22 protein-coding genes and 1 pseudogene are annotated in these 23,380 nt (G+C 68.3%); 17 read left to right on the forward strand and 6 right to left on the reverse strand.

Annotation, left to right across the window (positions count from 1 at the left end; all coding sequences use genetic code 11):
• Positions 1 to 151 (forward strand): annotated as a pseudogene (locus A9X01_RS29970) (ABC transporter ATP-binding protein); the annotation flags it as partial.
• A gap of 15 nt (positions 152 to 166) precedes the next feature.
• Here the strand turns inward: A9X01_RS29970 and A9X01_RS16890 are convergent.
• Positions 167 to 916 (reverse strand): enoyl-CoA hydratase, encoded by a 750-nt coding sequence (locus tag A9X01_RS16890; protein WP_065121855.1) that lies wholly within the window; start codon positions 914 to 916, stop codon positions 167 to 169.
• 149 nt (positions 917 to 1,065) lie between these two features.
• Here A9X01_RS16890 and A9X01_RS16895 point away from each other — a divergent pair, with 149 nt between their 5' ends.
• Positions 1,066 to 1,335, forward strand: coding sequence for a DUF2277 domain-containing protein (locus A9X01_RS16895; RefSeq protein WP_065121838.1), 270 nt, complete (start codon positions 1,066 to 1,068; stop codon positions 1,333 to 1,335).
• Positions 1,332 to 1,877: a DUF1802 family protein gene (locus A9X01_RS16900; protein ID WP_065121839.1), complete on the forward strand. Its 546-nt coding sequence runs from the start codon at positions 1,332 to 1,334 to the stop codon at positions 1,875 to 1,877. Before A9X01_RS16895 ends, A9X01_RS16900 begins: the two co-directional genes overlap by 4 nt.
• Here A9X01_RS16900 and A9X01_RS16905 read toward each other — a convergent pair.
• Together A9X01_RS16905 and A9X01_RS16910 are read right to left on the reverse strand one after the other, a co-directional pair.
• Positions 1,836 to 3,530 carry a CocE/NonD family hydrolase gene (locus A9X01_RS16905; protein ID WP_065121840.1) on the reverse strand — a complete coding sequence of 565 codons (1,695 nt, stop codon included), beginning with the start codon at positions 3,528 to 3,530 and terminating at the stop codon, positions 1,836 to 1,838. The genes A9X01_RS16900 and A9X01_RS16905 overlap by 42 nt on opposite strands.
• A 22-nt stretch (positions 3,531 to 3,552) precedes the next feature.
• Positions 3,553 to 4,134, reverse strand: a complete 582-nt coding sequence (locus A9X01_RS16910) for a DUF3558 domain-containing protein (protein ID WP_065121841.1) — start codon at positions 4,132 to 4,134, stop codon at positions 3,553 to 3,555.
• A gap of 99 nt (positions 4,135 to 4,233) precedes the next feature.
• On the opposite strand from A9X01_RS16910, the gene pptH reads away from it, so the two are divergent.
• The 4 genes from pptH to A9X01_RS16930 all read left to right on the forward strand — a co-directional run bounded on the left by pptH (position 4,234) and on the right by A9X01_RS16930 (position 8,075).
• Complete coding sequence (gene pptH / locus A9X01_RS16915; RefSeq protein WP_065038177.1) at positions 4,234 to 5,199, forward strand: ACP phosphodiesterase PptH; 966 nt, start codon at positions 4,234 to 4,236, stop codon at positions 5,197 to 5,199.
• On the forward strand, positions 5,196 to 5,876 hold the full coding sequence (gene pptT / locus A9X01_RS16920) for a 4'-phosphopantetheinyl transferase PptT (RefSeq protein WP_155772131.1): 681 nt from the start codon (positions 5,196 to 5,198) through the stop codon (positions 5,874 to 5,876). The genes pptH and pptT overlap by 4 nt, the downstream gene beginning before the upstream one ends.
• Positions 5,873 to 6,760 carry a tRNA pseudouridine(55) synthase TruB gene (gene truB / locus A9X01_RS16925; protein ID WP_065121842.1) on the forward strand — a complete coding sequence of 296 codons (888 nt, stop codon included), beginning with the start codon at positions 5,873 to 5,875 and terminating at the stop codon, positions 6,758 to 6,760. The genes pptT and truB overlap by 4 nt, the downstream gene beginning before the upstream one ends.
• An 82-nt stretch (positions 6,761 to 6,842) precedes the next feature.
• Positions 6,843 to 8,075, forward strand: coding sequence for a lipid-transfer protein (locus tag A9X01_RS16930; RefSeq protein ID WP_301336941.1), 1,233 nt, complete (start codon positions 6,843 to 6,845; stop codon positions 8,073 to 8,075).
• Positions 8,076 to 8,078: 3 nt separating this feature from the next.
• Here A9X01_RS16930 and mntR read toward each other — a convergent pair whose 3' ends face one another.
• Positions 8,079 to 8,783 (reverse strand): manganese-binding transcriptional regulator MntR, encoded by a 705-nt coding sequence (gene mntR / locus A9X01_RS16935; protein WP_065121844.1) that lies wholly within the window; start codon positions 8,781 to 8,783, stop codon positions 8,079 to 8,081.
• 101 nt (positions 8,784 to 8,884) lie between these two features.
• Here mntR and A9X01_RS16940 point away from each other — a divergent pair, with 101 nt between their 5' ends.
• The 6 genes from A9X01_RS16940 to A9X01_RS16965 all read left to right on the forward strand — a co-directional run bounded on the left by A9X01_RS16940 (position 8,885) and on the right by A9X01_RS16965 (position 15,686).
• Complete coding sequence (locus A9X01_RS16940) at positions 8,885 to 9,853, forward strand: bifunctional riboflavin kinase/FAD synthetase (RefSeq protein ID WP_065121845.1); 969 nt, start codon at positions 8,885 to 8,887, stop codon at positions 9,851 to 9,853.
• A 111-nt stretch (positions 9,854 to 9,964) separates the two neighbouring features.
• Positions 9,965 to 10,234, forward strand: a complete 270-nt coding sequence (gene rpsO, locus A9X01_RS16945; RefSeq protein ID WP_036354818.1) for a 30S ribosomal protein S15 — start codon at positions 9,965 to 9,967, stop codon at positions 10,232 to 10,234.
• An 11-nt stretch (positions 10,235 to 10,245) separates the two neighbouring features.
• Positions 10,246 to 10,761, forward strand: coding sequence for an LppU family putative lipoprotein (gene lppU / locus A9X01_RS16950; protein ID WP_065121846.1), 516 nt, complete (start codon positions 10,246 to 10,248; stop codon positions 10,759 to 10,761).
• A gap of 321 nt (positions 10,762 to 11,082) precedes the next feature.
• A complete protein-coding gene (locus A9X01_RS16955; protein WP_065121847.1) occupies positions 11,083 to 13,344 on the forward strand; it encodes a polyribonucleotide nucleotidyltransferase in 2,262 nt (753 codons plus the stop codon).
• The gene (locus tag A9X01_RS16960; RefSeq protein ID WP_065121848.1) at positions 13,322 to 14,653 is read left to right on the forward strand and encodes a M16 family metallopeptidase; all 1,332 of its coding nucleotides are present in this window, start codon (positions 13,322 to 13,324) and stop codon (positions 14,651 to 14,653) included. The genes A9X01_RS16955 and A9X01_RS16960 overlap by 23 nt, the downstream gene beginning before the upstream one ends.
• Positions 14,654 to 14,657: 4 nt before the next feature.
• Entirely contained in the window at positions 14,658 to 15,686 is a 1,029-nt protein-coding gene (locus A9X01_RS16965; protein ID WP_065121849.1) for a nitronate monooxygenase, read from the forward strand.
• Positions 15,687 to 15,690: 4 nt separating this feature from the next.
• Here A9X01_RS16965 and ald read toward each other — a convergent pair whose 3' ends face one another.
• Positions 15,691 to 16,809, reverse strand: a complete 1,119-nt coding sequence (gene ald, locus A9X01_RS16970) for an alanine dehydrogenase (protein WP_065121850.1) — start codon at positions 16,807 to 16,809, stop codon at positions 15,691 to 15,693.
• 102 nt (positions 16,810 to 16,911) lie between these two features.
• Between ald and A9X01_RS16975 the strand changes: the two genes are divergently transcribed.
• From A9X01_RS16975 to A9X01_RS16990, 4 genes are all read left to right on the forward strand, one after another.
• Entirely contained in the window at positions 16,912 to 17,376 is a 465-nt protein-coding gene (locus A9X01_RS16975; RefSeq protein ID WP_065121851.1) for an SRPBCC family protein, read from the forward strand.
• 66 nt (positions 17,377 to 17,442) lie between these two features.
• On the forward strand, positions 17,443 to 18,360 hold the full coding sequence (locus A9X01_RS16980; protein WP_065121852.1) for a metal-dependent hydrolase: 918 nt from the start codon (positions 17,443 to 17,445) through the stop codon (positions 18,358 to 18,360).
• A 3-nt stretch (positions 18,361 to 18,363) separates the two neighbouring features.
• Positions 18,364 to 20,109 (forward strand): SDR family oxidoreductase, encoded by a 1,746-nt coding sequence (locus tag A9X01_RS16985; RefSeq protein WP_065121853.1) that lies wholly within the window; start codon positions 18,364 to 18,366, stop codon positions 20,107 to 20,109.
• A gap of 3 nt (positions 20,110 to 20,112) precedes the next feature.
• Entirely contained in the window at positions 20,113 to 21,195 is a 1,083-nt protein-coding gene (locus tag A9X01_RS16990; protein ID WP_065121854.1) for a PDR/VanB family oxidoreductase, read from the forward strand.
• Here the strand turns inward: A9X01_RS16990 and A9X01_RS31425 are convergent.
• The gene (locus A9X01_RS31425) at positions 21,192 to 23,186 is read right to left on the reverse strand and encodes an alpha/beta fold hydrolase (protein ID WP_081282429.1); all 1,995 of its coding nucleotides are present in this window, start codon (positions 23,184 to 23,186) and stop codon (positions 21,192 to 21,194) included. The two genes, A9X01_RS16990 and A9X01_RS31425, sit on opposite strands and share 4 nt — an antisense overlap.
• Positions 23,187 to 23,380 lie beyond the last annotated feature (194 nt).

Below are 23,380 nucleotides of genomic sequence, written 5' to 3' on the forward strand. Positions count from 1 at the left end.
GGAGGGCTGGGCGTCGCTCGCCGAACGAATCGTGTTCCGCACCGACCGTCGCACGGCGGTGCGGGTGGGGGAGGAGTTGGCCATCGTGCCGCACCCGAACGAGGTGCGCCTCTTTGACAGCCGAACTGAAACCCGCGTGAGCTCGGCTTAACGGCGGCGACCCGGGTTAGCGCACCTGCGAGCGTCCCCGCTGCAACACCGCCTCGCGGTTCGCGGCGATGTCGTCGCCGCTGGTACGGAACTGGCGTGCCGCGGTGGCCTCCAACCAGAGCCCGCCGCTGGTCTGTGCGTCGTCGATCCGGTGGTAGGACGCCAGCAGCGCGCGGACCGCGTCCTGGTTGTTGCCGACGATAGACGCCGCGACCTGCCGGGCGGTGGGCAACAGCTGGTCGTGCGGAACCACCTCGGTGACCAGGCCCGCGCGCAGGGCGTCGGCGGCCGACAGGTAGTCGCCGGTCATGCTCATCCGCCGGGCCAGGCCCACGCCCACCTTCTGCGGCAGCCGCACGCTGAGCCCCCAGGTCGGCAGCAGGCCTACCCTGGCGTGGGTGTCGGCGAACCGCGCCTGCTCGGAGGCGATCAGGATGTCGCAGTACAGCGCCAGCTCCAGGCCGCCGGTGACCGCGGCGCCGTTGATCGCGCCGATCACCGGCTTGGTCAGCGCCGGCCACCGCGGCGAGATGTCCGGCAGCGCGGTCTGGCCGCCCAGCTCTTTGAGGTCCAGTCCGGCGCAGAACACCGGGTCGGCGCCGGTGACGATGATGACGTCGACGGCGTCGTCGCTCTCCGCGTCGGCCAGCGCGCCGAAGAACTGATCCCGCAGCGCCGAGGACAGCGCGTTGCGGGACTGCGGTCGGTTCAGGGTCAGGGTGCGTACCCGCTCGTCGGTGTCGATCAGCAGGATGTCGTCGGTCATGACGTTCACCGTAGCCACGCGCCGGTCGCCGGCATGGGCACCCCCGGGCGCGAGCAGACGCGAAAGCACCCGCACGCGCAGCGTGTCGGGGGCTTCCGCGTCTGCTCGCGCAACCCAACGCAACCCACCGCGGCGCCTATCGTGAAAGCATGTGCCGGAACATCACCGAACTGCGCGGGCTGGAACCGCCCGCCACCGCCGAGGAGATCGCGGCCGCGGCGCGCCAGTATGTCCGCAAGGTCAGCGGGATCACGCGTCCGTCGGTGGCCAACGCTGACGCGTTCGAAGCGGCGGTCGCCGAGGTCACCGCCACCACCGCCCGGCTGCTGGACGCCTTGCCGCAACGTCGCCAGCCGCCCAGGACCGTCCCGCCACTGCGCCGGCCCGAGGTCATCGCCCGGCTCGCGGGATCGCAGTGAGGCCGGCGCTTAAGGAGTGGAGCGCCGCCGTGCATGCGCTACTTGACGGGCGCCAGACCATCCTGCTGCGCAAGGGCGGCATCGGCGAAAAGCGGTTCGAGGTGGCCGCCCGGGAATTCCTGCTGTTCCCGACGACTGCGCACAGCCACGCGCAGCGGGTCCGGCCCGAGCACCGGGACCTGCTTGAACCCGCGGCCGACGACAGCACGGACGAACACATCGTCGTGCGGGCAGCGGCCAAAGTCGTTGCGGCGCTGCCGGTCAACCGGCCGGACGGCCTGGAACGGATCGAGGACCTGCACATCTGGACGGCGGAGTCGGTGCGCGCGGACCGGCTCGACTTCCGGCCCAAACACAAGCTCGCCGTGCTCGTCGTCGCCGCGGCCCCGCTCACCGAGCCGGTGCGGTTGAGCCGTACCCCGGACTATGCGGGCTGCACCAGCTGGGTGCAGCTGCCCGTCGAACCCGCGTTGGCTCAGCCGGTGCACGACGACGCCGCGCTAGCCGACATCGCCGCCCGGGTCCGCGAGGCCGTCGGCTGAGCCGGCGGGCAGCAGCAGCCGCGAATCCCCGAAGTGCACCGAATGGGTGGCCGCCCGCAGCTCACGCCCGGTCAGCAACGGTTCGCCGGTGCCCAGGTTGCGGGCATAGCGGGGGAACCAGCTACCCGCGATCAACACGCGGATGCGGGATCCCGCCTCGAACCGGTGCGCGATCGGATCCAGCTCGATGCGCACGGTGCGTTCGCCGTCGGCCAGCCGCCGGTAACCGTCGCTCACATTCCGGGACCGGCCCTTGGCGTCGACCTCGCTGACCCGGACGAACAGGTCGGCGTGGGGATTGTCGGAGCTGTGCGACAACTCGAGCACCGGGCTGCCGTACACGTAGAGGTCGGCGTCCAGGGCGGCCCCGGTGAAGCTGAGCACGTCGTCGCGCAGCGCCAGCTCCGTGTCGTCCCGGTAGCCACCCTTGGGCGACAGCAGCGGGCCGCCCGTGGTCGGAGTGGGATGAGCCGGGTCGTAGCGGAAGTTGGCCGGCCGGGTGTTGATCTCGGGCGGGGTGTCGCCCAGGTGGCCGTAGGGCTGCAGGTACAGCGACCGTTCGGTGGTCGCCGGCGGCCAGTCCGGCAGGTGGCGCCACCCCCGTCCGGTGACATAGACGCGGACGGGGCTCGGGCGCCGCGCCACCGGCGCGTCGCCCAGGTGGGTGTCCAGCCAATCCAGGGTCTCCCGCACGCATATCGCCAGTCCCTTGGTCAGCATCTGGATGTGCGTCCAGGGACCCACCGTCAGTGCGACGTCGACGTCACGGTCCCGCAGGTGCCGGTACTGCTGGATCGTCTGGCGCACGAAGATGTCCTGCCAGCCCGACAGCAACAGCACCGGGACCGACACCCGGTCCAGTGCGCCCGGGAAGCGCATCCGGTCCCAAAATGGGTCGGTGGCTTCGGTGTGTTCCAGCCACGACTCGAACCAGGGCGCGCCGGCCCCGAGCAGCTTGCGGGCCGATTTACCCAGCGGCACCTCGCTGGCGGCGCGGGACACTTTGCGGGGGGCGCGGATGCGGGCAATCAAGGCCCGGAGCCGGCGCGGATCCTCCTGGCGCGAGACCAGTTCGCTCCAGGCCAGGAAGTCGACCGAGAACGACCCGGTGCCCCACACGGATTCCTGGAAATCGTGCGGCCCCACCGTGATCACCGCCGCGGCCAGCTCGGGTGGCGGATCGTCAAGCAGCGCCCACTGAGTGAAGCCGAGGTAGGACACCCCGATCGTCGCGAAGCGGCCGGTGAACCATGGCTGCTGACGCAGCCACGCCACCGTGTCGGCGGCGTCGGGGGCTTCGTTGACCATCGGCTCGAACTCGCCGCCCGACCCGAAGGTGCCGCGCACGCTCTGCAGGACGACGTGGTAGCCGCGGGCGGCGTACAACCGCGCGAATGCCAGCGAGAACGGCAACGTGCGCCCGTACGGACCCCGCGCCAACAGGGTGCCGGCGGGAGTAGCCGTCTGGGGTGCGTAATGGTCGGCAACCAGGCGGACGCCGTCGCGCATCGGGATCTCGACGCGGGTGACGGTGAACCGGGTGCTGGCGCGGGGCAGACGCAACGCCGCGCCCAGCGCGCCCAGCGCGAACCGGCCGCCGGTGCTCAGTGGGCGCAACCGTGCCTGGTCGCGCCGCAGGGAAGTGATGCTCACATTCCCAGGTTAGGAAATCGACTCAGAACTTGTAGAACGGAGCGAGTTCGTTGGCGCGCTGCAGATTCGTGGACGGGCAGTCGACGTCCGGCTCCGAGTAGACCGTGGAGTAGAACAACGACTGCTGGATCACCCCGTAGTCGGTCTTGAAGGTGACCATGCAGGAGATGTACCAGAAGCTGTTGTGGTAGGTGGGCTTGAGCACCCAGTACTGGGCGGCGCGGTGGCCCTGGATCGTGGTCTCGATGGCGTCGGGCGGCAACGTCTGGGCGTAGGTGCGCCAGATGATCGGCTCGACCGCAACCTGGTAATTGCCGGCGTCGAACTGGCAACGCAGTCCCTCCAGCGCCTGCGGAGGTGTGTAGGCCAGGCCGAGCCGCTGGACGGCGTCGAACGGGATGTCAGTGCAGGGGTCGAAAGGGCTCGGATCGCTGGTCGCCACGATCGGGCTCTTCATGGTGGTTTCCATCGGTTGCGCGGTCGAGCGCAACTCGATGGCGCCGCGGCCGGCCGGGGGCGCCTGGTAGTGCCAGCCCGCTAAGCCCACCATGATCGCGGTGACCAGCGCGCTCAGCGCTGCAGCCAGGCGTACCTTGGCAAACACGACACCCCCTGCTCTCGGCAGTCCTATTGCCGGGAGTGTACAAGTAGCGTTCGCAACGTCACAGCGAAACCATTCACCTCGTCGCTAGGGTGGATAACCGTGGCAGGGCATGAGTCGGGCGGTGGGGGACAGCCGACGCTGTGGGCGGTGTCGGACCTGCACACCGGACACCTGGGCAATAAGCCCGTCACCGAGTCGCTGCACCCCTCGTCGCCGGACGACTGGCTGATCGTGTGCGGCGACGTCGCCGAACGCACCGACGAGATCCGCTGGGCGCTGGATCTGCTGCGCAGGCGCTTCGCCAAGGTGATCTGGGTGCCCGGCAACCACGAACTGTGGACCACCAACCGGGACCCGATGCAGATCTTCGGCCGCGATCGCTACGACTACCTGGTCAACATGTGCGACGAGATGGGTGTCGTCACTCCCGAGCACCCTTTCCCGGTATGGACCGAACGGGGCGGGCCGGCCACCATCGTGCCGATGTTCCTGCTCTACGACTACACATTTCTGCCTGCCGGTGCCGCCAGCAAGGCCGAGGGCCTGGCCATCGCGAAAGAGCGGAATGTGGTCTGCACCGATGAGTTTCTGCTCTCGTCGGAGCCGTATCCCACCCGCGACGCGTGGTGCCGCGAACGGGTCGCCAAGACCCGCGCCCGGCTGGAGGAGCTGGACTGGATGCAGCCCACCGTGCTGGTCAACCACTTCCCGCTGGTGCGTGAACCCTGCGAGGCGCTGTTCTATCCGGAGTTCTCGCTGTGGTGCGGAACCACCCTGACCGCCGACTGGCACACCCGTTACAACGCGGTGTGCTCGGTCTACGGTCACCTGCACATTCCGCGGACGACCTGGTATGACGATGTGCGGTTCGAGGAGGTGTCGGTGGGTTACCCGCGGGAGTGGCGGCGCCGCAAGCCCTACAGCTGGTTGCGCCAGGTGTTGCCGGATCCGCAGTACGCACCCGGCTACCTGAACGACTTCGGTGGTCACTTCGTGATCACCCCCGAGATGAGGGCGCAGGCCACCCAGTTCCGGGAACGGTTGCGGCAGCGGCAGAACCGGTGACGGCGCGCACGCTGGTATCGCCGCTGCTGCCCAACACGCTGGCCGGGGACATGGGCTACGCCGAGCTGTATACGGATCCGCCGGGGCTCACGCCACTGCCCGAGGAGGAGCCGCTGATCGCCAAATCGGTGGCCAAGCGGCGCAGCGAATTCATCACCGTCCGGCACTGCGCACGCGTCGCGCTGGGCGAACTGGGTGTGCCGCCGGCGCCGATCCTCAAGGGCGACAAGGGCGAACCATGCTGGCCGGACGGCATCGTCGGCAGCCTGACCCACTGCACCGGCTACCGGGGCGCGGTCGTCGGGCGCAGCGAGGCGGTGCGGTCGGTCGGCATCGACGCCGAACCGCACGACGTGTTGCCCAACGGCGTGCTGGACGCGATCAGCCTGCCCGCCGAGCGCGCCGAGATTCCTCAGGCCATGCCGGACGGTCTGCACTGGGACCGAATCTTGTTCTGCGCCAAGGAAGCCACTTACAAAGCCTGGTTTCCGCTGACCAAGCGGTGGCTGGGCTTCGAGGACGCGCACATCACCTTTGCGGCCGATTCGGCCGACAGCGGCCGGTTCGTCTCACGCATCCTGATCGACCCCGCCGCCCTGTCCGGCCCGCCGCTGGCATCGCTGGCCGGACGTTGGTCGGTGGAGCGGGGTTTGGTGTTGACGGCGATCGTGCTGTGAGCGCGCCCGGCCCCGGCCTGGTGATCGTCGACAAGCCGGCCGGGATGACCAGTCATGACGTGGTGGGACGCTGCCGGCGCATCTTCGCCACCCGCCGGGTGGGGCATGCCGGCACGCTGGACCCGATGGCCACCGGGGTGCTGGTCGTCGGCATCGAGCGGGCCACCAAGATCCTCGGCCTATTGACCGCAACCGACAAGTCCTACACCGCCACCATTCGGCTGGGCCAGTCGACAACTACCGAGGACGCCGAAGGTGAACTGCTGCAATCGGTTTCGACCGAGCACAGCACCGGCGAGGCCATAGCGGCCGCCGTCGCGAACCTGCGTGGTGACATCAGCCAGATCCCTTCGGCGGTCAGCGCGATCAAGGTCGGCGGCCGCCGGGCCTACCAATTGGCCCGCGAAGGCCAGGCCGTCGAGCTGCAGGCCAGGCCGGTGCGCATCGACCGCTTCGACATCACCGCGGTGCGGCGCGGGCCGGACGTCGTCGACCTCGACGTGGCCGTCGACTGCTCGTCGGGAACCTACATCCGGGCGCTGGCCCGCGACCTCGGCGATGCGCTGGCGGTGGGGGGTCACCTGACGGCGCTGCGGCGCACCCGGGTGGGCCGCTTCCACCTGAGCCGGGCGGTGTCGCTCGACGAGCTCGCGGAGCGCCCGCGGCTGAGCCTGAGCCTGGACGAGGCCTGCCTGCTGATGTTTCCCCGCCGCGATCTCGGTGCCGAAGAGGTCGACGCGACCGCCAACGGCCGGCCGCTCACCGCCGCCGGAATCGACGGCGTTTACGCAGCCAGCGACGCCGACGGCCGGGTCATCGCGCTGTTGCGGGACGAGGGGGAGCGGACCAGGTCGGTGGTGGTGATTCGCCCGGCCACTCTGTAGCGCCGAGCGTGGGCCTGCGGTAGGTGAAACGGCCTCCGCGCCGCCATAGGCGCCACGTTCGGCGCCGGAGCGGTTTGGCAGACTGTGCTCAGCCGCGTGGGAAGGGGCAACGATGCCTAGTAAGAGCGCCAACAAAGTATTCGTCGTCGGTGTCGGGATGACGAAATTCGAGAAGCCGGGCCGCCGCGAAGGCTGGGACTACCCGCAGATGGCCAAGGAGTCCGGCACCAAAGCCCTAGCAGACGCCGGGGTCGACTACTCCGAGATCGAGCAGGGCTACGTCGGGTATTGCTCGGGTGACTCCACCTCCGGGCAGCGCGCCCTCTACGAACTGGGCATGACGGGCATCCCGATCGTGAACGTCAACAACAACTGCTCGACGGGCTCCACCGCCTTATACCTTGGCGCGCAAGCGATTCGCGGTGGCCTGGCCGACTGCGTGCTCGCGCTGGGGTTCGAGAAGATGCAGCCCGGGGCGCTGCAGGGCGGCGCCCAGGACCGGGAATCGCCGATGGGCCGGCACGTCAAGGCGCTGGCCGAGATCGACGAATTCGCCTTCCCGGTGGCGCCGTGGATGTTCGGGGCGGCCGGGCGCGAGCACATGAAGAAGTACGGCACCACCGCCGAGCACTTCGCCAAGATCGGCCTGAAGAACCACCGGCACTCGGTCAACAACCCGTACGCGCAGTTCCAGGAGGAGTACACCCTCGACGACATCCTGGCGGCGAAGATGATCTCCGATCCGCTGACCAAACTGCAGTGCTCGCCCACCTCCGACGGTTCGGCCGCGGTGGTGCTGGCCAGCGAGGAGTACGTCGCTGCGCACGACCTCGCCGGCCAGGCCGTGGAGATCGTGGGTCAGGCGATGACCACCGACTTCGAGTCAACCTTCGACGGCAGCGCCCGCAACATCATCGGTCATGACATGAATGTGCAAGCGGCGCAACGGGTTTACCAACAGTCCGGGCTCGGCCCGGAGGACTTCCAGGTGATCGAGCTACACGACTGCTTCTCCGCCAACGAGCTGCTGCTCTACGAAGCGCTCGGCCTGTGCGGCGAAGGCGAGGCCCCGAAGCTGATCGACGACGACCAGACCACCTACGGCGGACGCTGGGTGGTCAATCCTTCGGGCGGGCTCATCTCCAAGGGACACCCGCTGGGGGCGACCGGGCTGGCGCAGTGCTCGGAATTGACCTGGCAGCTGCGCGGCACCGCCGACAAGCGTCAGGTCGACAATGTGACGGCGGCGCTGCAGCACAACATCGGTCTGGGCGGCGCGGCCGTCGTCACCGCCTACCAGCGCGCCGAGCGGTAGGGCCTAGCCGACCACCCAGATCGACCGGGCCGCCGGACTGCCCAGATCGACGGTGGTCGCCGCGCCGTCGTCGGATTCGATCGACACCGAGATCATCCCGGCGAACTCACGGCGGGCCAGCACCCGCACCCGCGAGTCCAGGTTGATGCCGACGCTGTCGAAGTACCGCAGCATCTCCGGGTCGGCGTCGGAGATGCGGGCGATCTTTCCGGTGTCGCCGTCGTCGCAGACCCACAATTGCCGGGCCGGCGGGGTAGGCACCTGACCGTCGGTGGCCGGGATTGGGTCACCGTGCGGATCGCGCTGGGGAAAGCCCAGCTTGGCGTCGATCCGGGCCATCATCCGATCCGAGACGGCGTGCTCGAGGATCTCGGCCTCGTCATGCACCTCGTCCCAGCCGTAGCCGAGCTCGTCGACCAAAAACGTTTCCAGCAACCGGTGCCGGCGCACCATCGCCAACGCCGCGCGCCGTCCCGACTCGGTCAGCGTCACCGCGCCGTATTTCTCGTGGTCGACCAGACCCTGCTCGGCGAGGCGGCGGATGGACTCCGAGGCGGTGCTGGCGGACACCCCGAGCTTTTCGGCCAGCAGCTTGGTGCTCACCTTCTGCGGAGCCCCGTCCGGCGACCACTCCTGGACCGTCCAAATGACTTTCAGGTAGTCCTGGGCGACCGCGGTGAGCCCGCCAGGCTCTTCGTCAGCCCTCACAACAACAAATCTTAGGCAACGCAGGCCTAAATCCGCGTCGCGGCGGGCGGGTTGCCTGCCACGAGATTTGTCGCGGACGGTCACGCCGTAGGCTTGCGATCGTGCAGCGGTGGCGTGGCCAGGACGAGATCCCCACGGACTGGGGCAGATGCGTGCTGACCATAGGGGTCTTCGACGGTGTGCACCGGGGGCATGCCGAGCTGATTGCGCACGCGGTGAAAGCGGCTCGTGCCCGCGACGTGCCGTCGGTGCTGATGACCTTCGACCCGCACCCGATGGAGGTCGTCTACCCCGGCAGCCACCCGGCGCAGCTGACCACCCTGACCCGCCGCGCCGAATTGGTCGAGGAGCTCGGCATCGACGTCTTCCTGGTCATGCCGTTCACGCCCGACTTCATGAAGCTCACTCCCGAGCGCTACGTGCACGAGCTGCTGGTCGAGAACCTGCACGTGGTGGAGGTGGTGGTGGGTGAGAACTTCACCTTCGGCAAGAAGGCGGCGGGCAACGTCGAGACCCTGCGCCGCGCGGGTGAGCGGTTCGGGTTCGCGGTCGAGTCGATGTCGCTGTTGTCCGAACACCACAGCAACGAGACCGTGACGTTCTCGTCGACCTACATCCGGTCCTGTGTGGACGCCGGCGACATGGGCGCGGCCAGCGAGGCGCTGGGCCGCCCGCACCGCGTCGAGGGTGTGGTGGTGCGCGGCTACGGGCGCGGTGTGGAGCTGGGCTATCCGACCGCGAACGTGGCGCCGCCTATGTATGCCGCGATCCCGGCCGACGGCGTGTACGCCGCCTGGTTCACGGTGCTCGGACACGGGCCGGCCACCGGCACCGTCGTCCCCGGCGAGCGCTACCAAGCCGCGGTGTCGGTCGGCACCAATCCGACGTTCTCCGGCCGCACCCGCACGGTGGAGGCGTTCGTCCTGGACGCCGACGCGGACCTGTACGGCCAGCACGTCGCGCTGGACTTCGTCGCCCGCATCCGCGGCCAGCTGAAGTTCGACTCGGTGCCCGACCTGATCAAAGAGATCGGCAACGACACCGAGCGGACCCGTGCGCTGCTGAGTTAGTCGGTGACCGGGGCGCGCTGCTAGACTGCCCGACGACATCGGCGCGTGCTGCGGTTCGCGGTGGCCGCGCCGGGAAAATCCTGATCGCGGACCTATTGATGGAGTTGTTTCGTGGCGCTTACTGCCGAGCAGAAAAAAGAAATTCTGAAGTCCTACGGTCTGCACGAGACCGACACCGGATCGCCGGAGGCGCAGATCGCGCTGTTGACCAAGCGCATCGCGGACCTCACCGAGCACCTCAAAGTCCACAAGCATGACCACCACTCGCGCCGCGGCTTGTTGCTGCTGGTGGGGCGCCGCAAGCGGCTGGTCAAGTACCTCACACAGGTGGACGTGGAGCGTTACCGTTCGCTGATCGAGCGCCTGGGTCTGCGCCGCTGAACCGTGGCGCGATGCGCGCCCTGATCGCGCTAGCCGGCGTGGTCGGCGCATTGACGGGGTGTTCGGCGGGGAACAAAGTACCCAACCTGACCGAATTCAAAGTGGGGGAGTGTCTCAGTCTCGGCGGGACGCCCGACCGTCCGGAAGCCGCCAAGGCCCTGTGCGGTGGCCCCCAGTCCAACTTCAAGGTTGCGGCTCTCGTCGGTGACCGGGCCGAATGCCCGACCGACGTGGACTCCTACTACACGGCGCACAACTCGATGAGCGGCGACCGCAACACGCTGTGCCTGGACATCGACTGGGTGATCGGCGGTTGCATGAGCGTCGACCCGCACCACCGCACCGACCCGGTCCGCGTCGACTGCGGCGATGCCTCGGTGCCGCACCGGCATCGCGCCACTCAGATCCTGCGTGATCTCAATGCGCCCGTCAGCGTCGACCAGTGCGCCAGCGGGCTCGGCTACGCCTACCCGGCGCGCCGGTTCGCCGTGTGCGTCGAAGACGTCAGCAACGGACCTCGCACGTAGATTCGTAGAGGTCGGGGGTACCCGGTGTACAGTTAGGACGTTCTGGGCCGTGTCGGCCCGAACAGCTGGTACGGTCCACGCAGATCCGCATGTGCCGTTCCAGCGAGTCGCTGAGCATGTCGCGAGCGAGCAGCCCGGTCTGATCGGGCGGTCTTCGGTAGTGGCTGCCGGGCTCCCCGGGATTAAGAGGGAAGGTCGGCCGCTTCGATCGATGGCCGTAGCCGCATTCAGACTCCGCTTCTTGGTGCTCTCGCCGAGCACGCTTCGTGTTGCGCACCGACTCGCGAAACAGCTGAATGACAGAGAGGCCGCACTGACGTCATGTCTGCGACTGAAATTGAAGAAGGTGTGTTCGAGACGACCGCCACGATCGACAACGGAAGCTTCGGTACCCGCACCGTCCGTTTCGAGACCGGCCGCCTGGCCCAACAAGCCGCCGGCGCCGTCGTCGCCTACCTCGACGACGAGAACATGCTGCTGTCGGCGACGACCGCCAGCAAAAACCCCAAGGACCATTTCGACTTCTTCCCGCTGACGGTGGACGTCGAAGAGCGGATGTATGCCGCCGGTCGCATCCCCGGCTCGTTCTTCCGCCGCGAGGGCCGCCCGTCCACCGACGCGATCCTGACCTGCCGGCTCATCGACCGCCCGCTGCGCCCGTCGTTCGTCGACGGCCTGCGCAACGAGATCCAGGTCGTCGTGACGATCCTGAGCCTGGACCCCAACGACCTGTACGACGTGCTGGCGATCAACGCGGCGTCGGCCTCCACCCAGCTGGGTGGCCTGCCGTTCTCCGGGCCGATCGGCGGCGTGCGCGTCGCTCTGATCGACGGCACCTGGGTCGCTTTCCCCACCGTCGAGCAACTCGAGCGTGCCGTGTTCGACATGGTGGTCGCGGGCCGCATCGTCGGCGACGGTGACAGCAAGGACGTCGCGATCATGATGGTCGAGGCCGAGGCCACCGAAAGCGTCATCGAACTCATCGAGGGCGGCGCGCAGGCGCCGACCGAGACCGTCGTCGCCGAGGGGCTGGAAGCCGCCAAGCCATTCATCTCCGCGCTGTGCACCGCGCAGCAGGAGCTCGCCGACGCGGCCGCCAAGCCCACCAGCGACTACCCGGTCTTCCCGGCCTACGAAGAAGACGTGTACTACTCGGTGGCCTCGGTGGCCACCGACGAGCTGGCCAGGGCGCTGAGCATCGGCGGCAAGGCCGAGCGCGATCAGCGCACCGACGAGCTCAAGGCCGAGGTCCTCGAGCGGCTCGCCGGGACCTACGAAGGCCGGGAGAAAGAGGTCAGCGCCGCGTTCCGCTCGCTGACCAAGAAGCTGGTCCGCCGGCGCATCCTCACCGACCACTTCCGCATCGACGGCCGCGGGATCACTGACATCCGCGCACTGTCGGCCGAGGTCGCGGTGGTGCCGCGGGCGCACGGCAGCGCCCTGTTCGAGCGCGGCGAGACCCAGATCCTGGGCATCACCACGCTGGACATGATGAAGATGGCCCAGCAGATCGACTCGCTGGGACCGGAAACCTCCAAGCGGTACATGCACCACTACAACTTCCCGCCCTATTCGACCGGTGAAACCGGCCGGGTGGGCTCGCCCAAGCGGCGCGAAATCGGGCACGGCGCGCTGGCCGAGCGCGCCTTGATGCCGGTGCTGCCCAGCGTCGAGGAGTTCCCCTACGCCATCCGGCAGGTGTCGGAGGCACTGGGCTCCAACGGCTCCACCTCGATGGGTTCGGTCTGTGCGTCCACGCTGGCGCTGCTGAACGCCGGGGTGCCGCTGAAGGCGCCGGTGGCCGGCATTGCGATGGGACTGGTGTCGGACGAGGTCGAAGGTGAGACCCGCTACGTCACCCTCACCGACATCCTGGGTGCCGAGGACGCGTTCGGCGACATGGACTTCAAGTGCGCCGGCACCAAGGACTTCGTCACCGCGCTGCAGCTGGACACCAAGCTGGACGGCATTCCGTCCCAGGTGCTTGCGGGTGCGTTGGCCCAGGCCAAGGACGCGCGCCTGACCATCCTCGAGGTGATGGCCGAGGCGATCGATGCCCCGGACGAGATGAGCCCGTACGCGCCCCGCGTCACCACCATCAAGGTGCCGGTGGACAAGATCGGCGAGGTCATCGGACCCAAGGGCAAGGTGATCAACGCGATCACCGAGGAGACCGGCGCGCAGATCTCCATCGAGGACGACGGCACCGTGTTCGTCGGGGCCACCGACGGGCCGTCCGCCCAGGCCGCGATCGACCGGATCAACGCCATCGCCAACCCGCAGCTGCCGACGGTGGGCGAGCGGTTCCTCGGAACCGTCGTCAAGACAACCGATTTCGGTGCGTTCGTGTCGCTACTGCCGGGTCGCGACGGCTTGGTCCACATCTCCAAGCTGGGCAAGGGCAAGCGCATCGCCAAGGTCGAGGACGTGGTCAACGTCGGCGACAAGCTGCGCGTCGAGATCGCCGACATCGACAAGCGAGGCAAGATCTCGCTGGTCCTGGTGGAAGACGACAGCGCCGGCGCCGCGACCGCCGACTCCGGAGCAGCGCCAGCCGCAGATGCCGCGACGGTCAGCAGCTGACCCCGGGGGCGCCCCGGCTCCGGAAAAAGGAGGAGTGCGCCGCACCACCCTGCCCGGCGGTCTGCGCGTCGTAACCGAATACCTGCCCGCGGTGCGGTCCGCATCGGTCGGCGTCTGGGTCGGGGTGGGTTCGCGCGACGAGGGCACCACGGTGGCCGGCGCGGCGCACTTTCTCGAGCACCTGCTGTTCAAGTCGACGCCAACCCGCACGGCGGTGGACATCGCGCAGGCGATGGACGCCGTTGGCGGGGAGCTCAACGCGTTCACCGCCAAGGAGCACACCTGCTACTACGCGCACGTGCTGGACAGTGACCTGGCGCTGGCCGTCGACCTGGTCTCCGATGTGGTGCTCAACGGCCGGTGCGCGGCCGACGACGTCGAGTTGGAACGCGACGTCGTCCTCGAGGAGATCGCGATGCGCGACGACGACCCCGAGGACGCGCTGGCCGACATGTTCATGACGGCGCTGTTCGGGGACCACCCGGTGGGCCGGCCGGTGATCGGCAGCGCGCAGTCGGTGTCTTCGATGTCGCGTGCGCAGCTGCACTCGTTTCACCTGCGGCGCTACACCCCGGAGCGGATGGTCGTGGCCGTGGCCGGCAATGTCGATCACGACGAGGTCGTCGCGCTGGCGCGAACGCATTTCACCGACCGGTTGATCCGCGGCCGTCGCCCGGCGGCGCCCCGCAAGGGGGCGGGCCGGATCGTCGGCAACCCGGGCCTGGTGCTGGGCAAGCGTGACGCCGAGCAGACCCATGTCTCGCTGGGCGTGCGCACCCCGGGCCGCGGCTGGGAGCACCGCTGGGCGCTCTCGGTGCTGCACACCGCCCTGGGCGGCGGGCTGAGTTCCCGGTTGTTCCAGGAGGTTCGCGAGTCACGCGGCCTGGCCTACTCGATCTACTCGGCGCTGGACATCTTCGCCGACAGCGGTGCGCTCTCGGTGTACGCGGCGTGCCTGCCGGACCGGTTCACCGACGTGATGCGGGTGACCGGCGAGGTGCTGGAATCGGTTGCGCGCGACGGCATCACCGAGGACGAATGCCGCATCGCCAAGGGTTCCCTGCGCGGCGGGCTGGTGCTGGGTCTGGAGGATTCCGGGTCACGGATGAGCCGCATCGGCCGCAGTGAGCTGAACTACGGCGCCCACCGCACCATCGAGCACACCTTGCGGCAGATCGAAAGGGTCACGCTCGACGAGGTCAACGACGTCGCCCAGCGGCTGCTGAGCAAGCGCTTCGGCGCCGCCGTCCTGGGCCCCTACAGCGCGAAACGACAGCTGCCCCAACAACTTCGAGCGATGGTAAGTTAGCCCGATGGTATTGGGTTTTTGGGATATCGCCGCGCCCATCGTGGGTGCGCCGATGGCCGGCGGCCCGGGTACTCCCGCGCTGGCCGCGGCGGTGTCGAATGCGGGCGGCCTCGGTTTCGTCGCCGGGGGCTACCTGAGCGCCGAGCAGTTCGCCGAGGACATCGCTAAAGCGCGCGCGGCGACCACCGGCCCGATCGGGGCTAACCTGTTCGTGCCGCAGCCCAGCGTCGCGGACTGGGTGCAACTGGAGTACTACGCCGAAGACCTCGAAGAGGTGGCCGATCATTACCACGTCGAGGTGGGCCACCCCGTCCACGGCGACGACGACGATTGGGAACGCAAGCTCGAGGTGGTGGCCGATGTCCGCCCCGAGATGGTGTCCTTCACCTTCGGGTCGCCGCCACCCGATGTCATCCGCCGGCTGAGCGCGCTGGGGTTGCTGGTATCGGTCACCGTGACCTCGGCCTACGAGGCCGGCGTGGCCGTCGCGGCCGGCGCGGACAACCTGGTGGTCCAAGGTCCCGCGGCCGGCGGGCACCGCGGCACCTTCGCCCCCGACATGGAGCCGGGTACCGAGTCGCTGCACCAACTGCTCGACCGGATCGGCGCCGCCCACGACGTGCCGCTGATCGCGGCGGGCGGGCTGGGCACGGTGGAAGCCATCGCGGCGGTGCTGCGCCGGGGCGCGGTCGCCGCGCAGGTCGGCACCGCGCTGCTGCTCGCCGACGAAGCCGGTACGCACCCGGCCTATCGCGTCGCCCTGAAGAACCCGGCATTCGACTCGACCGTGGTCACCCGCGCGTTCTCCGGCCGGTACGCCCGCGGTCTGGCGAACAACTTCACCCGGCTGCTGGATCACGTTGCGCCGCTGGGTTATCCGGAGGTGAACCAGATGACCAAGCCGATCCGGGCGGCAGCCATCCGGGAAGAGGATCCGCACGGCACGAATCTGTGGGCGGGCGAAGCCTACCGGGAGGCGTCCACCGGCCCGGCCGCCGATATCGTCACGGCCCTGGCCCCGTACGTGCGGTAGGCGATCAGGCTGCCAGCACGGTGGCCGGATCGGTGAACGGCAACTCGAGGTCGGCGGCCACCTGCTCCGACACCAGTGCTCCGTCGTGCGTCGAAAGGCCTTTGGCCAGAGCGGGATCCGACCGGCACGCGCCCTGCCAACCCTGGTCGGCCAGCTTGAGCACATAGGGCATGGTCGCGTTGGTCAGCGCATAGGTCGACGTCTTGGGTACCGCGCTGGGCATGTTCGCCACGCAGTAGAACAGCGTGTCGTGCACCGCGAAGGTCGGGTCGTCGTGGGTGGTGGGCCGGGAATCCTCGAAGCATCCGCCCTGATCGATTGAGACGTCCACCAGCACTGCCCCGGGTTTCATTTCCGCGACAAGGGAATTGGAGATCAGGCTGGGAGCTTTGGCGCCTGGCACCAGAACCGCGCCGATCACCAGCTCGGCGCGTTTGACCGCACCTTCGAGCTCGTAGCGCGATGAGTAGCGGGTGCTGATTCGCCCGGCGAACTCCGCGTCCAGCAACCGGAGTTTGTTGATGTTGACATCGAGCAGCATCACCGACCCGCCCATGCCGCTTGCGACTCGGGCGGCGTTGTAACCCGCTGTGCCGCCGCCGATCACCACGATGTCGGCGGGCTTGACACCTGGCACCCCGCCCATCAGCACACCGCGCCCGCCCTGGGTCCGCATCAGGTGGTACGCGCCGACCTGAGCGGCGAGCCGTCCGGCCACCTCGCTCATCGGCGCCAGCAACGGCAACGCGCCGTCGGCGGTCTGCACGGTCTCGTAGGCGATCGAGGTGGTTCCGGCGGACAGCAGGGCTTCGGTGCAGGACCGCGACGCGGCGAGATGGAGATACGTGAACAGTGTCTGATGCCGTCGCAGGTTGCCGTATTCGGCTGGAATCGGCTCTTTCACCTTGAGAATCAAATCGGCGTCGGCCCATACCTGCGCGGCGGTGGCCAGCATCTGGGCGCCGGCCGCTTTGAACTCCGCGTCGGTGATCGAAGATCCTTCACCGGCGCCGGCCTGGACCACCACGTCGTGTCCGCGGTGGGTCAGCGCGGCGACGCCGGCGGGGGTGATGGCAACCCGGAACTCGTTGTTCTTGGCCTCGGTCGGAATGCCTACTCGCATGCTGGCCTCCTGCCGGAGATCGGGTTGTCCCCCTCAATTGTGTAGAAGATCGCGCGGGTGCGCGACTCTCTCGCGGATGGGAGTCGTGGCTATGATCGCCCGATGAGCGAACCATCAGCTTCGGCAACCGTGCAGATCGCAGCCACTCCGGAGGCGGTGTACGGCATGATCACCGACCTTCCGACCCTGGCCGAGTTGGCCGAGGAGGCGGTGTCGATGGAATGGCGCAAGGGCGAGGCGGTCACCGAGGGGGCGGTGTTCGTCGGCCACAACGAAAACGGTCGCAAGCGCTGGACCACCAAGTGCACGGTGACCGACGCGGACCCGGGACGTGCGTTCGCGTTCGAAGTCCGGCACACGGTGCTGCCCATCGCGCGCTGGCAGTACGACATCGAGCCGCAGGCCGACGGCGGCTGCCGTGTCACCGAAAGCACTTGGGATCGGCGGCCCGGCTGGTTCCGCAAGCTCGCCAAACAGGCCACCGGCGTCGCGGACCGGGACGCCGAAAACCGCAAGAACATCGACATCACGCTGCGGCGCCTCAAGGAGCGCGCCGAGAAAAGGTAGTACCGCGGGTACCGCATACCTGCCCGTTTCAGTACACTTGCCTTCAAGCGAGGCAAGGGGGCCACAATGTCGATCGTCGATGACCGGGCCGTGGGCCCACATTCCCGAGAATCGGACGCCGCTGACCACGAGCGGCTCGTCCTCGAGGCGCGCAACGTCGAGTTCGACTGGTTTGACCTGCCGTTCCACTATGTTCCCGGCGAGCCGTTGGCCACCCACGTGCTCAACGTCCTGCACCTGCTGCTGCCCGCCGGCGAGGAGTTTTTCGTCCAGGTCTTCAAGAAGACCCTGCCGCTGATCAAGGATGACCAGCTGCGGCTGGACGTCCAGGGTTTCATCGGCCAGGAGGCGATGCACTCGCAGGCGCATTCGGGAGTGCTGGCGCACTTCGACGCTCAAGGCGTCGACTTGACCCCGTTCACCGACCAGATCAGGTGGCTGTTCGAGCAACTGCTCGGCGAGCGGCCCCATCGCAGCGAGCGTCGCCGGCACAGCTGGCTGCTCGAGCAGGTCGCGTTCATCTCGGCGATCGAGCACTACACCGCCGTGCTGGGCGAGTGGATCCTGGATTCGCCGGCCCTGGACGCGGTGGGTGCGCATCCGGTGATGCTGGACATGTTGCGCTGGCACGGCGCCGAGGAAGTCGAGCACAAGGCCGTCGCGTTCGACACGATGAAGCATCTGCGGGCCGGGTATTGGCGGCAGGTACGGGCGCAGTTCGCGGTGACACCGGTGCTGCTGCTGCTGTGGATCCGCGGCGTGAAGTTCATGTTCTCGGTGGACCCGTGCGTGCCGGCCGGCACCAAGCCGCGCTGGCGCGACTATTTCAGGGCGGCGCGCCGGGGCCTGGTCCCCGGACCCTTCCGGTTGATCCGGGTGGTCGGGTCCTATTACCGGCCCGGCTTCCACCCGTCCGAGCTGGGTGGGCTGGACCGCGCCGTGAACTACCTTGCCGTGTCGCCGGCCGCGCGGGCGTCGCACTGACCTATGACGATCGCTACCGCGTCCGACGGTGTCGCCCTGGCGGTGCACCGGTACAACGACATCGATCCCGATCGCCCCACGATTCTGGCGATTCACGGCTATCCCGACAACCACCGGATCTGGGACGGTGTGGCCGAGGCGCTGTCCCAGCGCTACAACGTGGTGGCCTACGACGTCCGCGGCGCCGGTGAATCATCGTCTCCGGCAAAGCGTTCCGGATACCGGCTGCCGCAACTGATATCCGACGTGGCCACGGTGATCGACAGCCTCGGCGTGGATCGGGTGCATCTGCTGGCGCACGACTGGGGCTCGGTGCAGGGCTGGGCGGCGGTCACGGACGACTCGGTCTCACCCAAGGTGGCGTCCTTTACGTCCATCTCCGGCCCCCATCTGGAGTACGCGGGCCGGTTCCTGCATTCGGCCCGCGCGCCGCGGGCCGCCGCCGGGGTGGCGCGGCAGATCCTGGCGTCGGGATACATCTGGTTCTTCCTGTGCCCGGGGGTTCCTGAACTGGCCTTCCGCTCCGGACTGGGCGTGAAAGTCGTTGAGGCTTTTGGTCGCATCGGACAGTCGAGCATCCGAACCCGTCGCGAGTCGCCGCCGCGCTCGATCGGTGACTATGTCAACGGGCTGAACCTGTACCGGGAGAACCTGCCGGGTCCGCTGGTGTCACCGGGTGACGAGCTGCCGCGGACCGGCGTCCCGGTGCAGGTGCTGGTACCAAGCAAGGACGCATTCATCACCGGTGCGCTGCAGCGGTTCATGGGCGCGATGACCTCCGGTGGCAGGGTGGTTCCGGTGCAGGGCGGGCATTGGGTGGTGACATCGCGTCCCGATGTGGTCGCCCGATTGGTCGGGGAGTGGGTCGAACGCGTCGATGGTGCTGTTCCGGATGCGGGGCCGTCGCAGATGCGCAGTGGCCCAAGGGATGTCCGAGGAAAGCTGGCGCTGGTCACCGGCGCGGGCGCGGGCATCGGCCGCGCGACCGCCGTCGAACTGGCCCGCAACGGCGCCCACACGGTGGTGATCGTGGACCGGGACCTGACCGCCGCCAACGAGACCGCGGACGCCGTGCGTGCCGCGTGCGCCGAGGCCGCTGTGTACCAGGTCGACGTCACCGATGAGGCGGCGATGAATGACCTTGCCGCGCAAGTGCGTGACAAGCACGGCGTGGTCGACATCCTGGTGAACAACGCCGGGATCGGCATGGCCGGGCGGTTCCTGGAGACTACACCGGAACACTGGGACGCCATCATGGCGGTCAACGTACGCAGCGTCATCACCGGCAGCCGGGCCTTCGGCGCTCAGATGGTGGAGCGCGGCGAGGGCGGGACGATCATCAACATCTCGTCGGCCTCGGCGTTCCTGCCGTCGAAATCCATGGTCGCCTACACCACCACGAAGGCGGCGGTGCTGGCCTTCAGCGAGGCGCTGCGTGCCGACTTCGCCGACGAGGGCATCACCGTGACCGCGGTGTGTCCCGGCTTCGTCAACACCAACATCGCCAAAAGCACCGTGTACGCCGGGATGTCGGCCGAACAGCAGGAGCGGGCCCGGGCGAAGGCCGACGCGACGTACCGGCGGCGGAACTTCACCCCCGAAGCCACCGCGCGGGCGATCGTCAAATCCATCAAGACCGGCCCGCCGGTATTGCCGGTGGCACCGGAGTCGTGGCTGGGTTACGCGATGCGGCGGATCAGTCCGTCGGCGATCCGGCTGCTGGCCCGGCTGGATATCCGCCAGAAGTAGGGATTGACGGTGCCGGACAGCATTTGGACGAGCAGGCCCGCCGATCTGTACCGGCGGCGCGAGCGTGATCGCTTCTACACCGTGCTGTGGGGGGTGCGCACGGTGATGGGCGCACTCTCGGCGGCGTCCCGGTGGAAGCCTTCGCGGGTGCCGGTGGTGCGAAGGACGCACAGCGCCAAGGTCATTGAGCGCACACTCGTCGCGCCTGATGTGGTCGCACTGACCTTGGCCGACCCGGACGGGGGTCTGCTGCCGTCCTGGACGCCCGGCGGGCACATCGACGTCCAGTTGCCCTCGGGCCGTCGCCGGCAGTACTCGCTGTGCGGCCCGCCCGGACGGCGCACCGACTACCGCATCGCCGTCCGCCGCATCCCCGACGGCGGCGGCGGTTCGATCGAGATGCACGACGCGTTCGAGGTGGGCTCCACGCTGGTTTTCGAAGGCCCGCGCAACGCGTTCTATCTCGGCACCTCCGAGCACGACGTGCTGTTCGTGATCGGCGGCATCGGCGTGACACCGATCCTGCCGATGATTCGCGCGGCCGCGCAGCGCGGAATCAGTTGGCGGGCAATCTATGCCGGCCGCAGCCGCGACTACATGCCACTGCTGGACGAGGTGCTGGCGGTCGCGCCCGACCGCGTCACCGTGTGGGCCGACGACGAGCGCGGCGGTTTCGCGTCCGTCGAGGACCTGCTGGCCGATGCCGGGCCGGCGACGGCGGTGTACGTCTGCGGGCCGGCCGGGATGCTGGAAGCCGTTCGCGTCGCCCGCAACCAGTACGCCAACGCGCCGTTGCACTACGAGCGGTTCAGCCCCGCGCCCATCGTGGACGGTGCCCCTTTCGAATTGGAACTCGCCCGATCCGGCGAGGTGCTCAGCGTTCCGGCGAATCGCTCGGCGCTCGAGGTGATGCTCGACCGCGACCCGACGACCGCCTATTCCTGTCAGCAGGGATTCTGCGGCACGTGCAAGGTCAAAGTCGTTGCCGGGCAGGTCGATCGGCGCGGCCGCACCGCCGAGGGTGACGACGAGATGCTGGTCTGCGTCTCGCGCTCCGACGGTGAGCGGGTCGTCATCGACGCCTAGAACACACCCTCGTCCAGCAGGACGTCGGCGAATCGCGCCAGATCGGCGGCGAACAGCCCGGGTTGTTCGAACGCGGCGAAATGGCCGCCGCGTTCGTGCACCGAGTAGTGCACCAGGTTGTAGCGTGCGGCGGCCCAGGCCCGCGGTGTCTGCAACAGCTCGCCCGGGTAGACGGCGTATCCGGTGGGGACGTCCACCCGACCGGTCCATTCGTCGAGCGCCGAGGTCCCGGCCCGTCTGGCTTCGCAGTAGAGCCGGGCCGCCGACGTTGCCGTGCCGGTCAGCCAATAGAACATCAGGTTGTCGATGAGCCGATCGGTGCGGATCGGCATGCCTTCCCGGATGTCGCACCAGGCGTGGAACTTCTCGAGTATCCAGCCCGCCAGGCCCAGCGGTGAGTCGTCGAGGCCAAAGCCCAGCGAATGTGGGCGCGTGGACTGGATTTCCATGTATGCGGTGCCGTCCTTGACCCGCTCGAGACTGGCCGAGATGGCGGCGAGTTCGGTCTCGGTGATGTTCGCCAAAAGTTCGGGGTCGTTCTGGTCGGGCGGTGCGAACAGCATGTTCGTGTGGATCGCCGCGACATGCCCCGAGTAGTGCTCTCCGAGGTATTTGGTGACCAGGGCGCCCCAGTCACCGCCCTGGGCGACGTAGCGCTCGTAGCCGAGTTGCGACATCACATCGTCAACCGCAGCCGCGATGCGGGCGACGTCAACACCCTTCTCCCGGGTCGGGCCGGAGAAGCCATAGCCCGGCATCGACACCAACACCACATGGAACCGCTTCTGCAGCAACGGCATCGCGTCGAGGAACTCGACGATCGAGCCTGGCCAGCCGTGCGTGATGACCAGCGGGATGGCGTGCGATTCGTCGGAGCGGGCGTGCAGGAAGTGCACCCGCTGACCCGCGGCCTCGGTGACGAACGAGCCGATGGCGTTGACTTCGGCTTCGACGGCGCGCCAGTCGTAGCGGTGCAGCCAATGGTCGACGACATCCCTGAGGAACGCCTGTTCGGTGCCGTAATCCCAATCCGCCCCGACGATTTCGGCAGGCCAGCGTGCTGCGCTGAGGCGTCGGTGCAGATCGTCGAGCTGATCCTGGGGGACTTGCAGCGGGTACGGCTCGATCGGCGTGACCACGGGTGGTTGCGCCGGCGTTTCGGACACCGGCGTTTGAGACACCGGCCGTGTTGCGACCGGCTCAGGCGTTTCCGCCTGCGGCGCTGGTGTTTCCGCCTGCGGATCTGGCGTTTCCCCCTGTGGCTCAACCGTTTCTACTCGCAGCTCTGCCGTTTCCATTCGTGGCTCCGCCGGTGCAGTCACTGGCGATTCTGCTGAGACGGTGGGTGGCTCAACGGGAGTTGGGTCGGTTGGCTCCGGTTCGGGCGCCTCGGCCGGCGCAGCCCCCTCCGGCTCCGCCGCCTGGGTCGGTGGCGGCGCGATCAGGGAGACGATGGCCGGTGGCCCGGTCACCACCGGCGCCGCGCGATACAGCCGGTAGCCGACGTGCGGCACACTCACGCCGGGCAGTGGCTTCCAGCTGTAGGTGCGGCCGTCGAGCTCGAAGCCCTTCTTCTCGTAGAAGTCGCGTGCCTTCTGGTTCTTGTCGGCGCACCACAGAATCATGTCGTTGTCGGGGAAGACGCGCAGCGCCTTGTTCAGCAGCAGGCCGCCGATGCCATGCCGTTGGTGCTCGTCGGAGATGTAGAGCGCGTCGATCTGAATGTCATTGGGGTTCGACAGGTCCGGCCCGAACAAGATCATCCCGAGCAATTTGCCGCGGGCCTCGGCCATCCACATGCTCCAGCCGCCACGCTTGAGAGTGGTCGGGTACAGCGTGTCCACCCACGTCCTGGGGGTGCCGATCATGTCCAGCACGTGCGTGGCCACGATGCCATTCCAGGACTGGCGCCACGCCGGGTAGTGCATGGCCGCCACCCTGGCGTAATCCTTCGGCTTGGCCTCGCGGATCCGGATATCGCTGGATCTCACGCGAGCACCTCCGTTGGTCGCCTCTGCACATCGACCATCTAAGCCTAGAGAGCCGCCTCTGGGTTGGCGCGAGCAGACGCGAAAGCCCCCCCCCCCCCCCGGGGGGGGGGGGGTTTGCGGGGGGGGCTCACCCGGGGGGCGATAACAACCACCGGGGCGCGGGGGGGGAAAGAAGGGGGGGCGCCTGGCGGGGG

The organism is Mycobacterium asiaticum (assembly GCF_001668675.1).
GTDB classification, from domain to species: domain Bacteria; phylum Actinomycetota; class Actinomycetes; order Mycobacteriales; family Mycobacteriaceae; genus Mycobacterium; species Mycobacterium asiaticum_D.